Here is a 21,917-nt window from a genome sequence, read left to right as displayed (position 1 = left end):
GTGCGCGGCTCAGGGCCGCCTTGCTTGCGGTGCCACCCAGGCGCCCACGGAAGAAGATCATGGCCAAGTCGAACACCATCTTGATCAAGCTCGTCAGCACCGCTGATACCGGGTATTTCTATGTGACCAAGAAGAATACCCGTAACACCACCGGCAAGCTGGAAATGCGCAAGTACGATCCGGTTGCGCGGAAGCACGTCGCTTTCCGCGAATCCAAGATCAAGTAAGCCGCGGCTTCAGACGCTGCCGTGATGACGCCGTGCCCGCCGGGCGCGGCGTTTTTTTATGGTTCCTGCCGCTCAGGCGGCACCGATGCTGCGTGGCCTCCGGTCAAGTTCATCCGCCATTTCGACTCTGTTGCGCCCGGCCGCCTTGGCCCGGTAGAGAGCGCCGTCCGCTGCCCGCGTTAGGCTGGACAGTGTTTCTCCAGGCTGCGCCAGCGCCACCCCGATGCTGACGCTGATGTGCAGCATGTCGCCATGTCCGGTGGCAATCACCTCGCGTTCCACGATTTGCCGCAGGCGTTCGGCCGCCTGCAGGGCTTCCTCCTGCGAAACATCGGCCATCGCGACCACGAATTCCTCGCCGCCGAATCGCGCCACCACGTCCACGGCCCGCATGTCCTGCCGGATGCGGCTGGCGACTTCCCGGAGCACCACGTCGCCCACGGTATGGCCATAGGTGTCGTTGACCGCTTTGAAGCGGTCCACATCCATCAGCAGCATCGCCGGGCGGCCGCTGCGAAGAAGTCCTTCGAGATGCCGGGTGATGTAGCGCCGGTTGCGCAGGCCGGTCAGGCTGTCGGTGACCGCCAGTTCCAGCGAGCGGTCCAGTTCCAGCCGGAGATGTTCCTGGTAGCGCTTGCGGCGGATCTGGTTCCGCAGCCGCGCTCGCAGTTCATTCGGGTCCACCGGCCGCAGCACATGGTCATTGGCTCCCAGATCGAAGCCTCTCAGCACCAGGGACCGCTGATCGAGGTCGGCGATCAGCAGAACCGGGATGTCACGGGTCAGGTCATGCGCCCGCAGCCGCGACGCCAGCCGCAGCCCTTCCCCGCCATCGAGCGACAGGCTCAGCAGCGCCACGTCGTGATGCCCCTGAGATAGCCAGTGCCATGCCTCGGACGCCGTTTGCGCCAGGTGCAGCTCGACACCCTCCTGCCGCATCAGCGCGGTGATCAGCTCGGCCTCGTTCACATCCTCGGTGGCCAGCAGAACAGCGGCGCCGGCGACGCCTTCCGCCGGCGCGGGATCCGGCTCGAAGCCGAGGTCCAGGGCAGTCGCCGCGCGGAGGCGGAAGGCATCCATGACCTGCTTGGTGCGCAGCAGCGCCCGCAGCCGGGCGAACAGCGTCGGGTGATCCACCGGCTTCGACAAGAAATCATCGGCCCCGGCCTCGAGACCCCGGACCCGCTCCACCGGATCCACCAGGGCGGTGATCATGACCACCGGGATGTGGGCCGTCGCCGGGTTCGCCTTCAGCCGGCGGCTGACCTCGTAGCCATCCATGCCTGGCATCATGACATCCAGCAGGATGACGTCCGGCAGCCATTCCTCCGCACGCACCAGGGCTTCCTGCCCGGAGGAGGCCAGCGCGACATCATAGTATTCGGCATTCAGCCGTGCCTCCAGCAGGCGCAGATTCGCCGCGATGTCGTCGACCACCAGGATACGCGCGCTCATGCCATATGGGTCTTTCGCAAGCAGAAAACTTGATCAAGGCCTCTGTACAACCCAGGATAGTCCGAGATTGCTGTTCCCACTAAGACCAAATTGTAAGGCAAGGAGCCCGGCAGGGTGCCGCCGTCCGGTTCAGGAGAGATCGGCGACGACACCCGAGAGCAGCAGGCTGACGATCAGGTCCAGCATCACGAAAGCCGCCGCCTGTAGGCCGTCCACTTCCAGCGCTGCACGCGCGGCGAACCATTGCAGCCACAGCACGTAGCCGATCACCACGAGGCTGCTGCCTTCCAGGATCCAGGCCGGCGGCTGCAGCAATCCGACCACCAGCAGCCCCACCATCAGCACGTACTGGGCCAGATTGGTCCAGTTCCAGACGCTGATGAGTCGGGGCCAGAGAGTTTGCCGGTTCACCACGCGGCACAGCACGAGGGAGGCGAGCGCATAGGCCGGCCAGGAGGCGATGAAGCCGAAGATCTCGGCTGTGAGAAACCGCCCCGTCACGGCCTCCGCCGGCTGGGCCAGCAGCCGGGCCAGCAGGAACAGGGGCGCGCAGACAGCCACGACCCAGAAGGACTGGCGCGCGGCTTCCAGGGTTGCCGCGTGGAAGCGTACGCCGTCCTTTCGCCCGCGCAGCAGAAACAAGAGGCCGACGAACCCGCTGAGCAGGCCCTGGGTGCTTCCCTGCCCGCTCAGGAAACCGGCTCCCCAGGCAGCAGCGCTCCAATGACGCGGGCATAGAGAGCCGCCAATTGCCGCAGCTCCGCAACCGGCGTCGCCTCGTTCACCTTGTGCATGCTGGCTCCCACTGCCCCCAGTTCCGCGACCGGGCAGATCCGTGTGATGAACCGCGCATCCGAGGTGCCGCCGCCCGTATCGAGCGCAGGCTTCACCCCCGTGGCATCCAGCGTCGCCTGCACCAGCGCGTCCACGAACGGCCCGGGCGTGGTCAGGAAGGATTCGCCGGAACAGCGGGTTTCCAGATCAAACCGGGCTTCCTCCGCCTCCAGGGCCTGCCGCAACCGGGCGTCCAGCGAGGCCGAGGAATGCAGGTCGTTGAAGCGGATGTTCAGGCGCGCCTCGGCCGAGGCCGGAATCACGTTGGTGGCCGGATTGCCAACATCGAAGCTGGTGACCTGGAGCGTCGAAGGCTCGAACCACCGGCTGCCGGTGTCGAGTGGCTGTTCGGTCAAGCGTGCCAGCACCCGGACGAGCCGATGCACCGGATTGTCGGCGCGTTGTGGATAGGCACTGTGCCCCTGGGTGCCATGCACCCGGATCACCGCGTTCAGGCTGCCGCGCCGGCCGATCTTGATGGTGTCGCCGAGCACCGCCCTGCTGGTCGGCTCGCCCACCACGCACATGTCGGGACGGTGGCCATTCTGCTCCATCCAGTGCAGCACGCGGATCGTTCCGTCCTGGGCAGGTCCCTCCTCGTCGCCGGTGATCAGCAGCGAGAGGCTGCCCGGCAGGTCGCGCGGAAGGCCGGCGATCGCGGCAATCCACGCGGCGATGCCGCCCTTCATGTCCGTGGCCCCACGCCCCATGACGGAGCCGTCGCGGATCTCCGCAGAGAACGGGTCCACCATCCAGTCCGCGGGATCGCCGGGCGGCACCACATCGGTATGGCCGGCGAAGCACAGATGCGGTGGCAGGCTGCCGCGGCGAGCGAACAGGTTCTGCACCTCGCCGAAGCGCAGGCGTGTGCAGGTGAAGCCCAGCGGCACCAGTGCCGCTTCCAGCACCGCAAGGGCACCGTCATCCGCCGGCGTCACGCTGCGGCACCGGATGAGCGCCTGCAGCAGCGGCACTGGATCCAGCACCGGATCAGTCCCGCAACAGCTCGTTGATCGAGGTCTTCTCCCGTGTGCGGGCGTCCACGCGCTTCACGATCACCGCGCAATACAGGCTGGGGCCTGGCGTTCCATCCGGCAGGGACTTCCCCGGGAGGCTTCCCGGCACCACCACCGAGAAGGGCGGCACGTGGCCGATGAAGATCTCCCCACTGGACCGGTCGATGATCTTGGTCGAAGCCCCAAGGAACACGCCCATGGACAGCACGCTGCCCTCGCCCACGATGACGCCTTCCGCCACCTCGGAGCGCGCGCCGATGAAGCAATTGTCGCCGATCACCACCGGATTGGCCTGCAGCGGCTCGAGAACGCCGCCGATGCCGGCGCCGCCCGAGATGTGGCAGTTCCTGCCGATCTGCGCGCAGGACCCAATGGTGGCCCAGGTATCCACCATGGTGTTGCTGTCGACATAGGCGCCCAGATTCACGAAGGATGGCATCAGCACCACGCCCGGCGCGATATAGGCGGAACGGCGCACCACGGCGCCCGGCACCGCGCGGAAGCCAGCTTCCTTGAAGCGATTCTCGCCCCAGTCGGCGAACTTGAGGGGCACCTTGTCATAGGCGCCGAACCCGGTCGGGATCACGGCGGAGTCATCCAGCCGGAACGACAGCAGCACGGCCTGCTTCAGCCATTGATTGACCTTCCAGCCACCCTGCCCGTCCGGCTCCGCCACCCGCGCCTGTCCGCTGTCGAGAAGCTCCAGCGCCGCCTCGACGGCCTCACGCTCGGCACCGCTGGTGGCGGGCGAGATCTCGGTGCGTCGGGCCCAAAGCCCCTCGATGGTGGCGGCGAGTTCCATGGCGGCAGCTCCGGCGCAGATCAACAATGCTCGCCTGCGGTATCAGAGCCAGGGCCGGAACTGTCAACGGTCGGGTGTCAGGGGCGGATCAGGGTGCCTGCGCCCCCATTGGTGAACAGCTCGATCAGCACCGCATGCGGCACACGGCCATCGACGATAACGGCGCCCTTGACGCCCCGCTCGATGGCATAGATGCAGGTCTCGATCTTCGGGATCATGCCGCCGGAGATCCAGCCGGCCTCGATGCCGCTCCTGGCATCGGCCACTGTCATCTCCGGGATCAGCACCTTGTCCGGGCCCAAAACGCCCGGCACATCGGTCAGCATCAGCAGGCGGGATGCATTCAGCGCGCCCGCGATGGCTCCGGCCGCCGTGTCCGCGTTGATGTTGTAGGTCTGCCCGTCGGCCGAGGCACCGACGGGAGCGACCACCGGCACGATGTCCGCCGCGATCAGCAGTTCCAGCACCCGCGGATCCACATGTTCGGGCTCGCCCACGAAGCCGAGATCCAGGACCTTCTCGACGTTGTCGTCCGGGTCGCGATAGGTGCGCTCCAGCTTGCGGGCACGGATCAGGCCACCATCCTTGCCGGAGATGCCGACGGCGATCGCCCCTGCGCGGGTGATGCAGCCGGCCACCTGTTTGTTGACGGTGCCGGACAGCACCATCTCCACCACATCCACCATCTGCGAATCGGTCACCCGGAGGCCGTTCACGAAGGTGGACTGGACGTTGAGGCGCTTCAGCATTGCACTGATCTGCGGGCCGCCGCCATGAACCACGACCGGCTGGACGCCCATCTGCTCCAGCAAGGCGATGTCGCGGCCGAAGCGTAGCGCCGTGTCTTCCTCGCCCATGGCATGGCCGCCATACTTCACCACGACGATCTGCTCGTCATAGCGCTTCAGGAACGGAAGCGCCGCGGCAAGGATTTCCATCTGATCGCGTGCGCTGTCGGCCATCCCGCCCTCTTTCCGCAAGAAATCGCAGTCCGGCGCGTCTACGGGCCTCTTTCCCGGGGGTCAAGAGCGCCGCCGAATGCCTTCCCGACCGCTCGGCTAACCTGGGATCGCGAGGGCCGCCATCTCGGCCCGCAGTTCCGGCAATCCGAGGCCGGTCTCGCTGCTGGTGGTGATCACCAGGGGATGGGCCGAGGTATGCTGTTTCACCAATTCCGCGGCCTCGTCCTGACGCTGGCGCAGCCAGGCCGCCTTGGTGTCATCGGCCTTGGTGAGCACGATCTGGAAGATCACCGCCGCCTCGGTCAGCAGCTTCATGGCTGCCCGATCACCCGCCTTGGTTTCGATCCGCGCATCCAACAGCAGGATTACCCGGCGCAAGGTGGGGCGGCCACGCAGAAAGTCGAACATCAACCCTTGCCAATCCTCCTTCACGCTCTTGGAGGCCTGGGCATAGCCATAACCCGGCATGTCCACGAGGGTGAGCCGCCCGCCTAGATCGAAGAAGTTGAGCTGCTTGGTCCGTCCCGGCGTGTTCGACACACGGGCGAGGCCGTGATGGCCCGTCACAGCGTTGATCAGCGAGGATTTGCCGACGTTGGAGCGGCCGCAGAACGCGACCTCCGGATGGTTGGTCGGCGGCAATTGATCCAGGCGCTGCGCAGCGAAGAAGAAGTTGCAGGGCTGACAGAAAAGCAGCCGGCCCTGTTCGATCAGGGCCTCCCGCTCCTCCGCATCGCGCGCATCCAGCAGGCCGCGGTTCACCCCTTGGCCTTTACGACGGTCTTGCCAAGCGTCTTCTCCTGCCGCCGGGCCTCGCGCTCATGGCGCATGATGTACCATTGCTGCAGGATCGACAGCAGGTTGTTCCAGGACCAGTAGATCACCAGGCCCGCCGGGAAGCTCGCCAGCATGAAGGTGAAGATCAGCGGCATGAATTGGAAGATCTTCGCCTGCACCGGGTCCGGCGGGGCCGGGTTGAGCTTCTGCTGCAGGAACATGGTGACGCCCATGATGATCGCCCAGACCGGCATGTGCAGCATCTGCGGCGGATCCCACGGGATCAGTCCGAACAAGGTGAAAAGGTTGGTCGGATCCGGCGCCGACAGGTCGCGTATCCAGCCGAAGAACGGGGCGTGCCGCATCTCGATGGTGACGAACAGCACCTTGTAGAGGGCGAAGAACACAGGGATCTGGATCAGGATCGGCAGGCAGCCGGAGGCCGGGTTGATCTTCTCCGTCCGGTACAGCGCCATCATCTCACTCTGCGCCTTCGCCGGATCATCCTTATAGCGCTCGCGGACCTCCTGCATCTTCGGCGCCATGGACTTCATGCGCGCCATCGACTTGTAGGCCTTGTTGGCGAGCGGGAAGAACAGCGCCTTCAGGACCACCGTGAACAGCAGGATGGCGACGCCGAAATTGCCGAACAGCTTGAACAGGAAATCCAGGGCGTAGAAGAACGGCTTGGTCAGGAAGTAGAACCAGCCGAAGTCGATGGCCTTGTCGAAGTCGGTGATGCCGAGATTGGACTGGTAAGCGTCCAGCAGGTGCACTTCCTTGGCGCCGGCGAACAGCCGCGTGGCCAGGCTGGAGGTCTCGCCTGCGGCAACCGCCATGGGCGCCGGGGTCGCGAAATCGACCTGCCAGCGGTCCTCGCCATTCTCGGTGGTGTGGCGCCAGCTCGACTTCAGCGGCTGCGCAGCGTCGACCGGAGCAATTGCGGCCAGCCAGTACTTGTCGGTGAAGCCGGCCCAGCCACCGCGAGTCTCCTGCTCCAGCGACAGGCCGCCACGGGCTTCGCCATCACTCTTGGCAGTCTTGTAGGTCTGCTCGTTCAAGCGGCCGTTCAGCACGCCCACGAAGCCTTCGTGCAGGATGTAATATCCTTCGACCTGCGGCGTGCGCTCGCGCCGGATCCGTGTCCAGGGCAACAGCTGCACCGGTTCGCTGCCATTGTTGATGACGCGCTGCTCGGCCTGGAACATGAAGTTCCGGTCCAGCGTCAGCACGATCTGGAAGGTCTGACCCTGGCCATTGTCCCAGGACAGCGTCACCGGCTGATCCGGCGCGAGCGGGCCTCCACTGGCCGTCCAGTCCGTCTGGCTGTCCGGAACACGCGTGCGGCCATCCGCGGCCGACCAGCCCCACTGCGCAAAGTAAGGTTGAGCTTCCTCACGCGGGGCGAACATCCGCACCTGCGCCGAACCCGGCGCGGTGGTTTCGCGGTAATCCTTCAGGATAAGGTCGTCGAGCCGGGCGCCGCGCAGCAGGAGGCTGCCGGCCAGGCGCGGGCTGTCGATCCGCAGGCGCTCCGGCGGCGGCCTGTTGGCAGCGGCAGCGGCCGCCGAGTCGGAGGTCGCCGGGGCGGTCGGCGACAGCGGCGATGCCGGGGTCGGCGCCTGCCGCGTCACGGCCGCCGGCGATGGATCGGCCGGAGGCGTCGTTTCGCGCTTCCACAGGTCGAAGGCCAGCAGGATGCCGATCGAAATTGCGATTGCCGCGAAAAGTCGCTTCTGGTCCATCGTTACGTGCCGTCAGGCCCTGTTCTGCCCCGCACGGTCCGATCCAGGCCCGGCGGGAGGCGCCTGTCGTGGCGCCGCGGATGGTGCTTCCGGTCCAGCCTCCGGCACGGGGTCATACCCGCCGGGATGCCAGGGATGGCAGCGAAGGATGCGTCGTGTGGCGAGCCAGGTTCCCCTGGCGGCACCATGCTTCTTCAGCGCCTCAATGGCATAGGCGCTGCAATGCGGATGAAACCGGCAATGGCTGCCGATCACGCCACGCAGGGTCAATTGATAGGTCCGGACGCCGCCGATCAGCAACCAGGCAACGGCCCCCGCGGGGCCGCTGCCACGCCGCGTCATGGCTGGGCGACGCCGGCCTGCCGCAACGCGCCCCGCAGATCACCCATCAGCTGCTGAAACGGCCGCGAACGGGTTGCGTCGCGGCCCACCAGCACGAGATCCCAACCCACAAGGCCGCGATCGGCCAGCAGCAGCCGCGCCGCTTCGCGCAGCCGGCGTTTCGCACGGTTGCGGACCACGGCGTTGCCGAGCTTCTTGGTGGCGGTGAAGCCGACGCGCAACGGCTCCCCGGTTCCGGGCAGCGCCTGCAAAAGAACGCCCGGCCGCGCCACCCTGGCGCCCTTGCCAGCGACGCGAAGGAACTCGCGGCGCTTCTTCAGGCGGGATGGCGAGGGCACGGGCGTCCTCCTCCGGGCTTTAGCCTCAGGCGGAAAGCTTCTTGCGGCCCTTGGAGCGGCGATTGGCCAGCACGTTGCGGCCGCCCACCGTCGCCATGCGAGTGCGGAATCCGTGCCGGCGCTTCCGGACGAGCTTGGAGGGCTGATAGGTACGCTTCACGACGAGCTACTCCGTATGATCTTCGTCTGCAGCACAGCCCCGGATCCCGGAGCCCTGCATGAATCGGGCCGGCCCCCCTTGGGGAGGCCGGTGAAGGTGGCGACGTATAGGAACCCGCCTCCCATTCCGTCAACCGTTCTTGGTTCGCGGCGTTGCCATCACCAGCGTTCAAGCCATTGATGTCTGGGGCGCAGCGCTTCACCTCCCCCTTTCACCGTCCGGCGCTTCGTGGCAACGCGGTGGCCTCGCCGGCGCCGCCTGCCGCATCACCGTGGACGCAAGGAGACCCGCCATGCCGAATCATGACCTCGCCGTGATCGGGGGAGGCCCAGCCGGCATCGGCGTCGCGGTGCAGGCGGCCGCCCGGGGCCTGTCCGTCGCCTTGTTCGAACGCGGACGGCTCGGCGGCACCGCCTATCTCGCCGAAACCGTTCCGTTGCAGGTTCTGGCAAGACTGGCGCGCAAGGTGGCGCTGGCGAGGGATGACGATGACGCGATGCGATGCCAGGACCCGGTGGTGAACTGGCCAGCGGTGCGGCGCCGGGTCGAAGCGGCTCAGGATGCCATCGCCGAGAGTTGCGGCGGCGCCCGCCTGGCGTCGCGCGGCATCACGGTGGTTCAGGGCAGTGCCTATTTCACCGGCACCGACCGCATCGAGGCCGGCGGGCAGTTGCACAGCTTTGGAAAGGCGGTCATCGCGACCGGCCGGGCGCATGTGATTCCGGATATTCCTGGGCTTGCCAGCTGTTCCTGGCTGACGCCCGACCGCCTTCTGGCCCTGCCCGACCGGCCGGAGCATCTGTTGATCCTGGGCGGCGGCACCATGGCGGCCGAGTTGGCGCAATGCTTCGCGCGGCTCGGCTCCCGCGTCACCCTGGTGACCGAGCGCCCCAACATCCTGGAGCGGCTGGAGCCCGAGGCGCGTCTGGCAATCCGCGAGAGCCTCCGGGCCGATGGCGTTGAATTCAGCGAAAATACCGGGGTGGTCAGAGTCGCCGATGACAAGGGGGCGGTGGAACTGCGGACATCCACCGGCGCCGCGCTTCGCGGCACTCATCTGGTTCTCGCGCAGGGGCGGCATCCCGACCTGCAATCTCTGGATCTGCCGGCCGCGCAGCTGACCGCCGCCGAAGCCATCCCGGCTCCCACCGATACCGTCAAAGCCACCAGCAATGGGCGGATCTGGGTCCTCGGTCCCCTCTGGCAACCGGAGGACACCGAGGCTGCCCCCTGGCTGGTGCAGCCAGTGCAGGCGGCGATGCAACGCGTCACCGCCTCCATCATCGGCCATGGCTCGGCGTCCGCACGCCTCCGGGTCCAGGTGGTGAGAACCGATCCGGGGCTGGTGCAGCTCGGCCTCACCGAGGCGGAGGCCCGCGAAGCAGGCCATCGGGTCACGGTGATGCGCCTGTCGGTGCCCGAAGGCTCGGCCGATTACCCATTGTCTTTGAAACTCATCCACGAGGGCGAAACGCAGCTTCTCGGCCTCACGCTGCTGCGCCAGGACGCCCCGAAGGATCTGCCGGCGCTGCGAAGCCTCCAGTTCCGGGGTACCGTGTCCATCGCACAACTGCGCTCGGCGCTGGATCTGTCCCCGTTATTGGACCCGTGCGCCTCGTGAGGGCACTCTGACCTTCCAGGGGCCGGCAGCGACCGGCCGGGCATCCGCCAGCCATTCAAACTGAGGATCGGATTATGGAGCAGACCCTGTCAGGCCGCACGGCCCTGATCACCGGATCAACCAGCGGCATCGGACTGGGCATTGCCCGAATGCTGGCCGCTGCCGGCGCGCGCATCATGTTGAACGGCTTCGGCTCCGCGGATGACATCGCGGCTGCCAAGCGGGACGTGGCGAAGGCCGGCAATGCGCCCGAGCCGCATCACTCCGCGGCGGATCTTTCGGACCCCGCCCAGATCCGCGCCATGTGCGCCGAGGCGGAGCAGCACCTGGGACAGGTCGACATCCTGGTGAACAATGCCGGCATCCAGTTCACCAGCCCGATCGTCGACTTCCCGGACGAGAAGTGGAACGCGATCATCGCGCTCAACCTGTCCGCCAACTTCCACACCACCAAGGCCCTGTTGCCGGGCATGACGACGCGGAACTGGGGACGCATCGTCAACATCGCTTCCATCCATGGCATCGTCGCCTCCCCGGAAAAGGTGGCCTATGTCGCCGCGAAGCATGGCGTCATCGGCATGACCCGCACCGTGGCGCTGGAGCTCGCCCAGGGGCAGGTCACCTGCAACGCGATCTGTCCCGGCTTCGTGCGCACGCCCCTGGCGGAAAAGCAGGTGACCGCCCTCGCCGCCAGGCACAACATCACCGAGGAAGCGGCGCTGAAGGACTTCCTTCTCGTCAAGCAGCCCAGCAAGCGCTGGGTTGAGGTCGAGGAGGTGGCGCGCATGGCCCTCTACCTGTGCGGCCCGGATAGTGGCAGCGTCAACGGAGCCGCGCTGTCGATCGATGGCGGCTGGTCGGCGGCTTGACCGGCCGGCGGCAGGCGGCGCCGAAGGTGAGCTGAGAATCCGGTGACGAGGAGGATGGCTTGCAGGGCACCCCATGGGACGCGGCGCAGTATCTTCGCTTCAACAGCGAGCGATTGCGCCCGGTTCAGGACCTGATCGCGCGCATCGACCACACGGGCGGCCAGCGTGTCGTGGATCTCGGCTGCGGCACCGGCAGCGCCCTGCCGCTGCTCGCGGCGCGTTTTGCGGTGGCCGAGGTTGTCGGGGTCGATGCCTCCGCCGCGATGCTGGCCGAGGCAGGGCGGCACGGCATCCCGGTGCAGCAGGCGGACATCGCCGGCTGGCAGCCGCGCGAGCCGGTGGACGTGCTGTTTTCCAATGCGGCGCTGCATTGGCTGCCCGATCACGCCGCATTGTTTCCGCGCCTGCTCGGCTTCCTGGCGCCCGCCGGCACCCTCGCCGTTCAGATGCCGTCCATGCATGATGCGCCCCTGCGCGCGGAGCAGGACCGTATTGCCCAGGAAGGCCCGTGGCGGGACAAGTTGAGGGGCATCGCATCCGCCCCGCCGATCCTGCCCGCGGCCGGGTACCATGCGCTGCTGGCGCCGCGGCTTCGCAGCCTGGATCTCTGGTACACGGAATATCTCCATGTGCTGCGCGGCAAGGATCCGGTCGTCGAATGGGCCGCGGGTTCCAGCCTTCGCCCCTACCTAGCCGCGCTGGACGCGGAAGAACGTGCGGCGTTCCGTGCGGCCTATGGCGAAGCCATGCGCGCCGCCTACCCGCCGCTCCCCGACGGCACGGTGCTGCTGCCGTTCCGTCGGCTGTTCCTGGTGGGAAGCCTCTGACCCGGGGCTTGGCCAAGACGGCATGGCCGCGCAGAATGCCGGCCGCAAGCTCGGAGACAGCAGGAATGGCCGGCACCAACCAGCGCATCGACGCGGGGCGCCTCTGGAACAGTCTGATGTCCATGGCTGAGATCGGTGCCACGCCCAAGGGCGGGGTCCGCCGCCTTACACTAACACCGGAGGATCAGGCCGGCCGGGAACGCCTCGCCGGCTGGTGCCGGGACTTGGGACTGACACTCCGCGTGGATGCCATCGGCAACATGTTCGCGCGGCGCGAAGGGCGTGATCCGTCGCGGCCCCCGGTGCTCATGGGCAGCCATCTGGACAGCCAGCCTTCTGGCGGCAAGTTCGACGGTGCACTTGGGGTTCTGGCCGGGCTGGAGGTGATGCGCAGCCTGAACGAGTTGAACATCGCCACCGAGGCCCCGATCGAGTTGGTGAACTGGACCGATGAGGAAGGCAGCCGCTTCGGCCATTCCCTGATGGGCAGCGGGGTCTGGTCCGGGGTGTTCACCCCGGACAAGGCCTATGCCCTTCGGGACGTGGATGGCATCACCGTCGGCGAGGCATTGGATTCCATCGGCTTCCGCGGCGAGCATCCGGCCACGCCCTTCGAGGCCGATGCCTATTTCGAGTTGCACATCGAGCAGGGACCAATCCTGGAGCGCGAAGCCCGGCAGATCGGCGTGGTGACGGGCGCCCAGGCCCAGGTCTGGTATGATGCCGTGATCACCGGCCAGGATTCCCACGCCGGGACTACCCCGCCTTCCACCCGCCGCGACGCGCTGCTGGCGGCGGCCCGGGTGATCGAGCTGGTGGACGCCACCATGCGGAAGCGCGGCGAGGACGGCCGGGGAACGGTGGGTTTCCTGCAGGTCCATCCCAACAGCCGGAACGTCGTCCCGGGCGAGGTGCGCTTTTCCGTCGAATTCCGGCACCCCACCGTGGAGCAGGTCGAGGCGATCGCCGGCAGCTTCCCCGGCGAGGCCGGAAAGGCCGCCGCGGCGAATGGCTGCCAGCTCCAGCTGACCGAACTGTACCGGATACCCGCGCAGCCTTTCGACGCATCCTGCGTCGCCCTGGTGCGAGCGGCGGCGGCGCGCCTCGGCTACGCGTCACGCGACATCATCTCGGGTGCCGGCCATGATGCCGTGTACGTGGCACGCCACGTGCCCACGGCGATGATCTTCACGCCCTGCAAGGACGGCCTGTCGCATAACGAGGGGGAAAGCATCCTGCCGGAGGAAGCGGCGGCGGGCTGCCAGGTGCTGTTCGAGGCCGTGCTCGCGCGGGCCAATCGGGAGCGGTGATGGCGAAGCGCCTGCGGCGCAGTGCCGGGAGGACGTGGCTTGCGCCACGCGACCTAGTCTGCTTCGGCCGTAAAGAAATGGTAGCGGCGGGCGGACTTGAACCGCCGACCCCGGCATTATGAGTGCCGTGCTCTAACCAGCTGAGCTACACCGCCCCGGAAGACCTCAAGCTGCCGCAGCAGCCGGGTGGCGGGCGTTTAAGCGGCCCGACCGGCGCTGTCAACCACTCGGCCACGCCGGCGGATAAAGCCGCCGCCGACAACCCGATCCCCATCATACAACACGCAACCCTGGCCCGGCGCGGCGATCGCCGGCTCGTCCAGCATCACCTGCAGCCTCGCCGTCTCAGGGTTCCAGATGGCGGTCGCCGGTTGCGGCGTTTCGCGCGCACGCAGCTTCACCTGGCAGGCCATGGCCACCTGCGGCGGCGCGATGAGCCAGTTCACATCGGCCACCTGGACCTCGCTGTCCGCGAGGTCGGATCGCGGCGCCACGATGACCCGCCGGCGCTTGGCGTCCAGGCCGGTCACGTAGAGCGGCGTCTCGCCATCGCGGGAAGCAGGCCCGAGGCCGCGCCCCTGCCCCACCGTGTAGCGGCCGATGCCCTGGTGCTGGCCGAGCACCCGGCCATCGGCATGCTCGATCATGCCCGGCTCGCCGGCCTCGGGACGCAGGCGCCCGACCAGATCGTGGTAGCGGCCATCCGGCACGAAGCAGATATCCTGGCTGTCCGGCTTCTCGGCCACGGCAAGCCCCAGCCGTACCGCTTCGGCACGGACTTCGGCCTTGGTGGCGTAGTCGCCGAGGGGGAAGCGGGCGAAGGCCAGCTGCTCGACGGTGGTGGCGAACAGGAAGTAGGATTGGTCGCGGCCGAGATCGGCGGCACGGCGCAGCTCCTGACCGGCGGGACCCTCGACGCGGCGGGCATAATGCCCGGTCGCCAGCGCCTCCGCACCCAAATCCCGCGCCAGCGCCACAAGATCCTGGAACTTCACGGTCTGATTGCAGCGGACGCAGGGGATCGGCGTTTCCCCGCGCGCATAGGAATCGGCGAAATCCTCGATCACCGCAGCACGGAAGCGACTTTCGCGGTCCAGCACGTAGTGCGGGATACCCAGGCGGTCCGCGACGTCGCGCGCGTCATGGATGTCCTGCCCGGCGCAGCAGGCCCCCTTCTTCTGGATCGCCGCGCCGTGGTCGTAGAGCTGCAGCGTGGCGCCGATCACCTCGTGCCCCTGTTCCTTCAGCAGTCCTGCGACCACCGAGGAATCCACGCCGCCGGACATGGCCACCAGGATTCTCATGCGCCGGCATCCCATCCCATCTGCCAGAAGGCTGCCTCCAGCCGGGCCGCCTCGGCAAAGGTGGCGGCAAGCTTGGCGAAGCGCGCTTCCCCGCCATGCGTCACGCCCAGGCGGTCGAGCCGCTCGGCCGCGCCCCGCGCCAGGGCCTGGTACTCGTCGCTGGAATAGGCCGCGATCCAGCTGTGGTACGGATTGCCCTCGGTCCGCCGGCCGGGATGGGCTGCGATGCGGCGGGCGATCTCGCCATAGCCGACCGTGCAGGGCGCCAGCGCCACCTCCAGGTCCAGGATGTCGCCGGCCATGCCGCGGTCCAGGACCCAGCGCGTATAGGCGACGGTTTCGGGCGCCTCTGTCTCCGCCAGCACGTCGGCCTCGCTGAGGCCCCATTCCGCGCAATAGGCCAGATGCATGTTCATCTCGGCCAGCAGCGCATTCAGCGACACGGCCTTGCCGCGCAGCGCGTCCAGGCTCTCGGCCTTGAAGGCCGCGAGGGCTTTGGCCCGCGCGAAGTGGATCAGGAACAGCCAGTCCTGCACGAGGTACCGGCGGAAGGCCGGCAATGGCAGGGTGCCGTCCGCCAGACCCTGCACGAAGGGGTGCCAGCAATAAGCATCCCATCGCGCCGGTGCGGCATCCCGCAGGGCGTGGAACAAGCCGCCGGCGGCGCCATAGGGGGATGCAAACATCTCTGGCTCAGCTGGCGTTGCGGCTACCGGCCGGCAGCTTCACCACCAGCCCGTCCAGTTCATCGCTCATGATCAGCTGGCAGCCCAGGCGGGAGGTTTCCTGCAGGTCGAAGGCGAGATCCAGCATGTCCTCCTCGTCCTCCGTCGGGGATTCGAGCTTGTTGAACCAGGAGGCATCGACGATGACGTGGCAGGTGGAGCAGGCGAGGCTACCCTCGCAGGCGCCCTCGATATCGATGTCGTGGCGGTGTGCGATCTCCAGCACGGACAGGCCGAGCGGCGCTTCCACTTCGCGCGGGGTTCCGTCGCGCTCGATAAAGGTCATCTTCGGCATGGCCGTCTGTTCTACTCCGCCGCGTCTCGAGTTGCAGGAAGGGCTCGGCGCCAGGCGCCGATCAACAGCTCGGCGGCGCGTTCCAGATCTTCCGGCGAAGTAAAGCGCCCGATGCCGATCCGCAAGCTCGCCGTGACCCGTTCAGCGCTCAACCCCAGTGCGCGCAGCACATGGGACGGCTCGAGCTCCGCCGAGGAACAGGCGGAGCCGGTAGACACGCAGAGCCCATCGAGACGGCGAAGCATGGCCTGGGCCGTGACATGCGGGAATGCGAGGTTGAGGTTGCCCGCCACCGCGGCCTGAGCGTCGCCATTGCGCAGCAGGCCGGGAATGGCGTCCCGCAACCTGTTGTGCAGCCTGTCCCGCAGGGTGCCGATGCGGCGCTGCTCTTCGGGTCCCTCGGCCGCCGCCAGCGTGGCGGCCTCGCCAAACCCGACCAGCAGGGGCGCCGGCAAGGTGCCGGAGCGGAGGCCACGCTCCTGGCCACCACCGGAAAACAGGGGAACCAGCCGAACCCGCGGCCGCCGCCGCACGAACAGCGCACCGACGCCCTTGGGACCGTAGAGCTTGTGGGCGGAGAGCGACATCAGGTCGACTCCCAGCGCCTTGACCGACAGCGGCACGCGCCCGGCGGCCTGCGCGGCGTCGGTGTGAAACAGCGCGCCGGCCTCATGCGCCATGCTGGCGAGCGGAGCCAGATCCTGGGCCACGCCGATCTCGTTGTTGACGGCCATCACGGACACCAGAAGGGTCGGGGCCTCGGCCAGGGCTCGGCGTAGCCCGCCCGGGTCCAGCACCCCTCCCGGCCCGACCGGCAGCAGCAGCGGCTCGAACCCTTCCGCCTTCAGGTCCCGGGCGCTCTGGAGGACGCAGGGATGCTCGGTTTCTGGCAGGATGATGCGGCGGCGCTGGTTGTTCCGGGCCGCGGCGAAGCGGGCGCATCCCTTGATGGCCAAGTTGTTGGCTTCCGTCGCGCCGGAGGTGAAGATGATCTCCTGCGCCTCGGCATCGATCAGGGCCGCCACCGCTGCCCGGGCCTGGTCCACCGCGGCCTCCGCCTGCCGGCCCATCTCATGGTCGACGCTGTGTGGGTTGGCGAAGTTCGCCTCCCACCACGGACGCATGGCGGCGAGAACACGAGGGTCCACCGGTGTTGTGGCGTGATGATCCAGATAGATCGGGCGCGGCGGCACGAAGGAGGTTCTCCCATCGGACAAGGTCAGCGGTCCCGCCGCGCCCGCAGGGCATGGTAGGCGGAGAGGAAGCGCTCCGGCGCATCATCCGGAGCATTCCAGGGCAGCGACATGCGGATCGCGCACCCCGCGTGCTCACCAAATCCCATCGCCCGCAGGGTCGTGCTGGCAGCCACCTTGCCGGATGAACAGGCCGCACCGGCCGACACCGCGATGCCCGCGAGGTCCAGGGCGATGACCTGGGTCTCGGCCGGCAGGCCGGGCAGGATCAGGCAGCTCGTATTGGGCAGGCGCGGCGCCGAGGCGCCGGCCACCGGCGTCCGTGCGCCCCGCTCGATGGCTTCGCGCAGTCCTTGCAGGCGCTCGGCGCCGGCGGGCCGCAGCTCCTCGATCGCCGCGGCGAAGCCGGCGATGGCCGGCAAGGCCTCGGTGCCCCCGCGCCGGCCGCGCTCCTGCCCGCCACCCCGCCAAAGTGGAACAACATCGAGCCCTGCCCGAACCACCAATGCCCCGACGCCCTTGGGACCGCCGAGCTTGTGGGCCGACACAGCGATGCTGTCGGGCGCGATGGCGGCCCAGTCCAGAACAGCGCGCCCGGGCACCTGCACCGCATCCACATGCAGCAGCGCGCCGTGGCGGCGGCAGATCTCGGCGGCCTGCGAAAGAGGATGCAGCACGCCCGTCTCGTTGTTCGCCGCCATCAGGCAGACCAGCGCGGGCGGACCGTTCCTCAGCGCGGCCTCCAGCGCGGCGGGATCGAAAGGCCCGTCCGGCTGCACGGGAAGAAGTTCTATCGCGGGAACCGCCTGCAGCACTGCGGGGTGCTCCGTCGCGCCAGCCAACACGCGCCGGCCCGGAGACAGAGTCCGCAGCGCCAGCGCATTGGCTTCCGTGGCGCCGGAGGTGAAGACGACATCCTGCGCGCGAGCCTGGAACAGGCGCGCCACCGCCGCGCGGCCGCGCTCCAGGATCTGCCGCGCCGCCCGCCCTTCGGCATGCACCGAGGACGGGTTTCCCGCGTGGTCCATGGCTGCCAGCATGGCCGCCCGCGCCGCCGGGCGCAGCGGCTCGGACGCGTTGGCATCGAGGTAGAGGCGGTTCATGCGGTCGGCCGAGGCGGCTGGGCCCGACCGCCGACGCGCCCCTCCACCACATCCGCGAGGGTGATGTTGGTCAGGAAGAGGGAGATCTGCGAGCCGAGCTCGTGCCACAGGTCATGAGTCAGGCAGCGCTGTCCCACCAGGCAGCCGGCATCGCCGCTGTCGCAGCGGGTGGCGGTCATGGGTTCGTCCACCGCCTCGATCACGGCACCCACGCTGATCCGCTCCGCCGGGAGCGCCAGGCGGTAGCCACCACCCGGGCCGCGAGCCGACGCCACGAGCCCCGCCCGGCGCAGGCGGGCAAATAATTGCTCCAGGTAAGCCACCGACAGATGCTGGGCCTGCGCGATGTCCGTCAGGCTCACCGGGCTGCACAGCACCGGTGGGAGCCCTGCGTCCTGCGCAACCCTGCCATCCGCATGAAGCTCCTGCCGCGAGCGAACCGCCAGCTCCGCCAGCGCCATCACGGCATACCGGCCCCGAGTGGACAGGCGCATCCCCTAGGTGTCCGGTTCCTGAACCATGGTGCGCCGGAGCGGAACAGCCATGGAAGAAAACCAAGTCGCGGAGTCGGCCATGCCATGATTCCGTTATGAAGCCGGCGTTCTGTCGCCTATATTGAAAGAGTCGCAGGGAGCGGAAGCCTGCCCTGCGGTCGGAAGCGGGATTTGAGACGGCGCGCGGCATGCTGTGCTACGGCACTCGACGCTATTAAACCCGAGTGGTGTGGTCAACCATTCGGGCCTGGCGGCGGCGCTCGGATCTTGGATCGTCACAATATTCTTCCGGCGTGCCAGACCCGGTTGGTCGACGGCATAGTGGTTTCCCAACCGGGCGCTGCCGCGCCCACCGCACTGGATGCAAGGGGACGATGCCTGAAGTGATGTTTGCCGGGCCGGATGGCCGGCTAGAGGGTCGTTACCATCACGCGAAGCAGCCCAATGCCCCGGTGGCCTTGGTGTTGCACCCGCACCCGCTGCATGGCGGAACGATGAACAACCGGGTGGTGCACGCGCTTTACACGCGCTTCCAGAACATGGGCTTCTCGACCCTCCGCTTTAACTTCCGCGGAGTTGGCCGAAGCCAGGGGCGCTATGATGGCGGCATCGGCGAAATTTCCGACGCCGCGGCGGCGCTGGATTTCTTGCAGGCGGTCAATCCGAACGCATCCATGCTGTGGGTCGCCGGCTATTCCTTCGGCTCCTATGTCGGGATGCAGTTGCTGATGCGGCGGCCCGAAATGGGCGGCTTCGTGTCGATCTCCGCTCCGGCGAGTCATTATGATTTCGGCTTCCTGGCACCCTGCCCCTGCTCCGGGCTGATCCTGCATGGCTCGGATGACGAGCTGGTTCCGGAAGGATCGGTGCGCAAGCTGGTGGACAAGCTGAACACGCAGCGTGGCATCAGCATCGATTACCGCGTCGAGGAAGGCGCCGGCCATGTCTTCACCGCCGAGCAGACCGAGCGGGTGGCGGATGCCACGGAAGACCATGTTCGCACCATGCTGAACCGCACGCGCATGGCGATGGCGGCGGACTGAACCCTCGCCTCGGATCATGGGCAAAAGGGCCGGGGATCATTCCCCGGCCCTTTTGTTGTAACGGCCCGCCGCTCGTCAGGGCATGGCGATGCGGCCACCCGTGAGCGGTTCGGCCACGCCGGTCGTCATCGGGTAGGTCAGCGGCAGCCCCGCCATGGCACGGGCCGCCAGCAGTCCGAAGGCCTGGGCTTCCAGCGCGTCGCCATCCCAGCCGACGACCTCGACCGGGCGCACCGGCTCGGGCAAGGCGCCGGACAGGGCGCGCATCAACGCCGCGTTGCGGCGCCCCCCGCCGGTGACCAGCCATTGCTTGGGCGGCTCGGGCAGGTGGCGGGCGGCGGCGGCCACGGTGCAGGCGCAGAACGCCACCAGGGTGGCCGCGCCATCCGCCGGGGAGAGCGCATCGGCCCCTGCTTCCCGCAAGGCCCGGTCGAAATCGAGCCGGTCGAGCGATTTTGGCGGCGGCTGCGCCAGGAACGGGTGGCGCAGCAGCGGCGCCATCACGGCACCATCCACCTGGCCTGCCAGCGCCAACCGACCATCGATGTCGTAATCCGCGCCCGTGGAGCGTCGGGCCCAGTCATCGAGGGGCCCGTTGGCCGGTCCGGTATCGAAAGCCAGCAGCTGCCCATCCGTGCCGATCCAGGTGAGGTTGCCCACGCCGCCCAGGTTCAGCACGGCCACCGGCTTGGGCAATGCGGCTGCCAGCGCCGCATGGAACACGGGCACCAGCGGCGCGCCCTGCCCTCCGGCCGCGACATCCGCGCTGCGGAAATCATGTGCCACACGCATGCGGGTCCTGCGGGCAAGCAGCGCCGCGTCCCCGATCTGCCAGGTTCGGCCCTGGCCCGGCCGGCCCGCCACCGGCCGGTGCAGGATGGTCTGGCCATGGAAGCCGATCAGATCGGCGGGCTGTCCCAGCTTCACCACGGCCTCCACATGCCGCTCCGTCAATCGCCGCTCGCAATCCAGCAGAAACAGGTCGTCCGGCGGCAGCTCGGTGGCGAGGTCGAGCAGCTTGCGGAGGTCGCGCCGCAATTCGCTGTCATAGGGCAGCGTCAGGCTGGGCCCGAGCCGCCCCACCGCCTCGCCATCCGTCTCCATCCACGCGGCATCCACGCCATCCAGCGAGGTACCACTCATCAGCCCAATCGTTCGCAGCATGGCCGACACTGTGCTAGGGCCAGCGGACGGGTGGAAGTCCCCCGGAACAACTGTGGACAGAAAGAAGCGATGGACGAGTTCCTGCACGTCGCGCGTGAGCGCGGCTACATCCACCAGGTGACGGATGAGGCGGCCATGGCCGCCAGGATGAAGCAGGGCGTTCTTCCGGGCTATATCGGCTTCGACTGCACGGCGGACAGCCTGCATGTCGGCCATCTCGTTTCCATCATGCTGCTGCGGCTGCTGCAGCGGACCGGCCACAAGCCGGTGGTGCTGATGGGTGGCGGCACCAGCCGGGTCGGCGATCCCTCGTTCCGAGACGAGGCACGACCGTTGCTGACCGATGAGCAGATCGAGGTCAACAAGACCGGCATCCGCAGGGCGTTCAACAGCTTCCTGCAATTCGGCGATGGCACCGGCGATGCGGTGATGCTGGACAATGCGGCGTGGCTGGACGAGCTGCGCTATATCCCGTTCCTGCGCGATGTGGGCCGCCATTTCAGCGTCAACCGCATGCTCTCCATGGACAGCGTGAAGATGCGCCTGGAGCGGGAGCAATCCTTCTCGTTCCTGGAATTCAACTACATGCTGCTGCAATCCTACGATTTCCTGGAACTGTCGCGCCGGCAGGGCGTCGGGCTGCAGATGGGCGGCTCCGACCAATGGGGCAACATCATCATGGGCGCCGACCTGGTGCGCCGCATGGAAGGCCGGGAGGTGTTCGGCCTCACCACGCCGTTGCTGACCACCGCATCGGGCGCCAAGATGGGCAAAACCGCCTCCGGTGCCGTCTGGCTGAACCCGGAGCGGCTCGCGCCCTATGATTACTGGCAGTTCTGGCGCAACACGGATGACGCCGATGTGGGCCGGTTCCTGGCGCTGTTCACCGAACTGCCGATGAACGAGATTCGCCGGCTCGCGGCGCTGAGCGGCTCCGAGGTGAACGAGGCCAAAAAGCAGCTCGCCACCGAGGCGACCGCCCTGCTGCACGGCCGCGCCGCCGCCGAAGCGGCAGCGGAAACCGCCCGGCAGGCTTTCGAGGAGGGCGAGGCCGCCGCCACGCTGCCTGCCATCGAGGCGCGGTTCCCCGCCGCGCTGCTCGACCTCGCCGTGCAGGCCGGCTTCGCCGCCAGCAAAGGCGAGGCGCGCCGGCTGATGCGCCAGGGTGGGCTGCGGCTCAATGACGAGCCGGTGTCGGAGGAAGCGCGGATGCTGACCAACGACGATCTGGCGGATGGCGCGGCCAAGCTGTCGGCCGGCCGCAAGCGGCACGTGCTGGTCCGTCCGGTTGGTTGAAGGCTGCACGGCTCC

24 protein-coding genes and 1 tRNA gene are annotated in these 21,917 nt (G+C 67.9%); 7 read left to right on the top strand and 18 right to left on the bottom strand.

Annotated elements, in window-relative coordinates; genetic code table 11:
- Positions 1-59: 59 nt before the first annotated feature.
- Complete coding sequence (rpmG, locus tag D2K64_RS07425) at positions 60-227, top strand: 50S ribosomal protein L33 (protein ID WP_007002299.1); 168 nt, start codon at positions 60-62, stop codon at positions 225-227.
- 72 nt (positions 228-299) lie between these two features.
- On the opposite strand, the gene D2K64_RS07420 is transcribed toward rpmG, so the two are convergent.
- From D2K64_RS07420 to rpmH, 10 genes are all read right to left on the bottom strand, one after another.
- Complete coding sequence (locus D2K64_RS07420; RefSeq protein WP_120007579.1) at positions 300-1,682, bottom strand: PleD family two-component system response regulator; 1,383 nt, start codon at positions 1,680-1,682, stop codon at positions 300-302.
- Between the two features lie 129 nt (positions 1,683-1,811).
- On the bottom strand, positions 1,812-2,324 hold the full coding sequence (locus D2K64_RS07415; protein WP_120007578.1) for a hypothetical protein: 513 nt from the start codon (positions 2,322-2,324) through the stop codon (positions 1,812-1,814).
- A gap of 47 nt (positions 2,325-2,371) precedes the next feature.
- Positions 2,372-3,499 carry a succinyl-diaminopimelate desuccinylase gene (gene dapE / locus D2K64_RS07410; RefSeq protein ID WP_120007670.1) on the bottom strand — a complete coding sequence of 376 codons (1,128 nt, stop codon included), beginning with the start codon at positions 3,497-3,499 and terminating at the stop codon, positions 2,372-2,374.
- A 7-nt stretch (positions 3,500-3,506) separates the two neighbouring features.
- Entirely contained in the window at positions 3,507-4,334 is an 828-nt protein-coding gene (dapD, locus tag D2K64_RS07405; RefSeq protein WP_120007577.1) for a 2,3,4,5-tetrahydropyridine-2,6-dicarboxylate N-succinyltransferase, read from the bottom strand.
- A 77-nt stretch (positions 4,335-4,411) separates the two neighbouring features.
- The gene (gene argB / locus D2K64_RS07400; protein ID WP_120007576.1) at positions 4,412-5,296 is read right to left on the bottom strand and encodes an acetylglutamate kinase; all 885 of its coding nucleotides are present in this window, start codon (positions 5,294-5,296) and stop codon (positions 4,412-4,414) included.
- Between the two features lie 96 nt (positions 5,297-5,392).
- Entirely contained in the window at positions 5,393-6,058 is a 666-nt protein-coding gene (gene yihA / locus D2K64_RS07395) for a ribosome biogenesis GTP-binding protein YihA/YsxC (RefSeq protein WP_120007575.1), read from the bottom strand.
- The gene (gene yidC, locus D2K64_RS07390; protein ID WP_120007574.1) at positions 6,055-7,818 is read right to left on the bottom strand and encodes a membrane protein insertase YidC; all 1,764 of its coding nucleotides are present in this window, start codon (positions 7,816-7,818) and stop codon (positions 6,055-6,057) included. Before yidC ends, yihA begins: the two co-directional genes overlap by 4 nt.
- Before the next feature lie 12 nt (positions 7,819-7,830).
- Positions 7,831-8,160 carry a membrane protein insertion efficiency factor YidD gene (yidD, locus tag D2K64_RS07385; protein WP_120007573.1) on the bottom strand — a complete coding sequence of 110 codons (330 nt, stop codon included), beginning with the start codon at positions 8,158-8,160 and terminating at the stop codon, positions 7,831-7,833.
- Complete coding sequence (gene rnpA, locus D2K64_RS07380) at positions 8,157-8,498, bottom strand: ribonuclease P protein component (protein ID WP_120007572.1); 342 nt, start codon at positions 8,496-8,498, stop codon at positions 8,157-8,159. The genes yidD and rnpA overlap by 4 nt, the downstream gene beginning before the upstream one ends.
- 25 nt (positions 8,499-8,523) lie before the next feature.
- Positions 8,524-8,658, bottom strand: coding sequence for a 50S ribosomal protein L34 (rpmH, locus tag D2K64_RS07375; RefSeq protein WP_120007571.1), 135 nt, complete (start codon positions 8,656-8,658; stop codon positions 8,524-8,526).
- A gap of 292 nt (positions 8,659-8,950) precedes the next feature.
- On the opposite strand from rpmH, the gene D2K64_RS07370 reads away from it, so the two are divergent.
- The 4 genes from D2K64_RS07370 (at position 8,951) to D2K64_RS07355 (ending at position 13,285) form a co-directional block, all read left to right on the top strand.
- Positions 8,951-10,279 (top strand): FAD-dependent oxidoreductase, encoded by a 1,329-nt coding sequence (locus D2K64_RS07370; RefSeq protein ID WP_120007570.1) that lies wholly within the window; start codon positions 8,951-8,953, stop codon positions 10,277-10,279.
- Positions 10,280-10,353: 74 nt separating this feature from the next.
- A complete protein-coding gene (locus tag D2K64_RS07365; RefSeq protein ID WP_120007569.1) occupies positions 10,354-11,148 on the top strand; it encodes a 3-hydroxybutyrate dehydrogenase in 795 nt (264 codons plus the stop codon).
- Positions 11,149-11,207: 59 nt separating this feature from the next.
- Positions 11,208-11,975, top strand: a complete 768-nt coding sequence (locus tag D2K64_RS07360; protein WP_120007568.1) for a methyltransferase domain-containing protein — start codon at positions 11,208-11,210, stop codon at positions 11,973-11,975.
- Positions 11,976-12,040: 65 nt separating this feature from the next.
- Entirely contained in the window at positions 12,041-13,285 is a 1,245-nt protein-coding gene (locus D2K64_RS07355; RefSeq protein ID WP_120007567.1) for a Zn-dependent hydrolase, read from the top strand.
- Between the two features lie 78 nt (positions 13,286-13,363).
- Here D2K64_RS07355 and D2K64_RS07350 read toward each other — a convergent pair.
- The 7 genes from D2K64_RS07350 to D2K64_RS07320 form a co-directional block, all read right to left on the bottom strand.
- A tRNA-Met gene (locus tag D2K64_RS07350) sits at positions 13,364-13,440 on the bottom strand.
- Between the two features lie 42 nt (positions 13,441-13,482).
- Positions 13,483-14,589 (bottom strand): tRNA 2-thiouridine(34) synthase MnmA, encoded by a 1,107-nt coding sequence (gene mnmA, locus D2K64_RS07345; protein WP_120007566.1) that lies wholly within the window; start codon positions 14,587-14,589, stop codon positions 13,483-13,485.
- Positions 14,586-15,275 carry a thiaminase II gene (gene tenA / locus D2K64_RS07340; protein ID WP_120007565.1) on the bottom strand — a complete coding sequence of 230 codons (690 nt, stop codon included), beginning with the start codon at positions 15,273-15,275 and terminating at the stop codon, positions 14,586-14,588. Before tenA ends, mnmA begins: the two co-directional genes overlap by 4 nt.
- Positions 15,276-15,282: 7 nt before the next feature.
- Positions 15,283-15,609 (bottom strand): ferredoxin family 2Fe-2S iron-sulfur cluster binding protein, encoded by a 327-nt coding sequence (locus D2K64_RS07335; protein ID WP_120007564.1) that lies wholly within the window; start codon positions 15,607-15,609, stop codon positions 15,283-15,285.
- A gap of 11 nt (positions 15,610-15,620) precedes the next feature.
- Positions 15,621-16,826 carry a cysteine desulfurase family protein gene (locus D2K64_RS07330; RefSeq protein WP_238384064.1) on the bottom strand — a complete coding sequence of 402 codons (1,206 nt, stop codon included), beginning with the start codon at positions 16,824-16,826 and terminating at the stop codon, positions 15,621-15,623.
- Between the two features lie 2 nt (positions 16,827-16,828).
- On the bottom strand, positions 16,829-17,905 hold the full coding sequence (locus D2K64_RS07325) for a cysteine desulfurase family protein (RefSeq protein ID WP_120007562.1): 1,077 nt from the start codon (positions 17,903-17,905) through the stop codon (positions 16,829-16,831).
- Positions 17,902-18,399, bottom strand: a complete 498-nt coding sequence (locus tag D2K64_RS07320; RefSeq protein ID WP_120007561.1) for an Rrf2 family transcriptional regulator — start codon at positions 18,397-18,399, stop codon at positions 17,902-17,904. Before D2K64_RS07320 ends, D2K64_RS07325 begins: the two co-directional genes overlap by 4 nt.
- A gap of 374 nt (positions 18,400-18,773) precedes the next feature.
- Here D2K64_RS07320 and D2K64_RS07315 point away from each other — a divergent pair, with 374 nt between their 5' ends.
- Entirely contained in the window at positions 18,774-19,442 is a 669-nt protein-coding gene (locus tag D2K64_RS07315) for an alpha/beta hydrolase (protein ID WP_120007560.1), read from the top strand.
- A 75-nt stretch (positions 19,443-19,517) separates the two neighbouring features.
- Here the strand turns inward: D2K64_RS07315 and D2K64_RS07310 are convergent, their stop codons facing one another.
- On the bottom strand, positions 19,518-20,603 hold the full coding sequence (locus tag D2K64_RS07310; RefSeq protein ID WP_120007669.1) for an anhydro-N-acetylmuramic acid kinase: 1,086 nt from the start codon (positions 20,601-20,603) through the stop codon (positions 19,518-19,520).
- A 72-nt stretch (positions 20,604-20,675) separates the two neighbouring features.
- Between D2K64_RS07310 and tyrS the strand changes: the two genes are divergently transcribed.
- Positions 20,676-21,902 (top strand): tyrosine--tRNA ligase, encoded by a 1,227-nt coding sequence (tyrS, locus tag D2K64_RS07305; protein WP_120007559.1) that lies wholly within the window; start codon positions 20,676-20,678, stop codon positions 21,900-21,902.
- The last annotated feature ends 15 nt before the right edge of the window (positions 21,903-21,917 follow it).

Source organism: Teichococcus vastitatis (assembly GCF_003604215.1).
GTDB lineage: Bacteria > Pseudomonadota > Alphaproteobacteria > Acetobacterales > Acetobacteraceae > Pseudoroseomonas > Pseudoroseomonas vastitatis.
The sequence above is the reverse complement of the archived record's forward strand: the minus strand, read 5'-3'. Positions and strand labels throughout refer to the sequence as shown.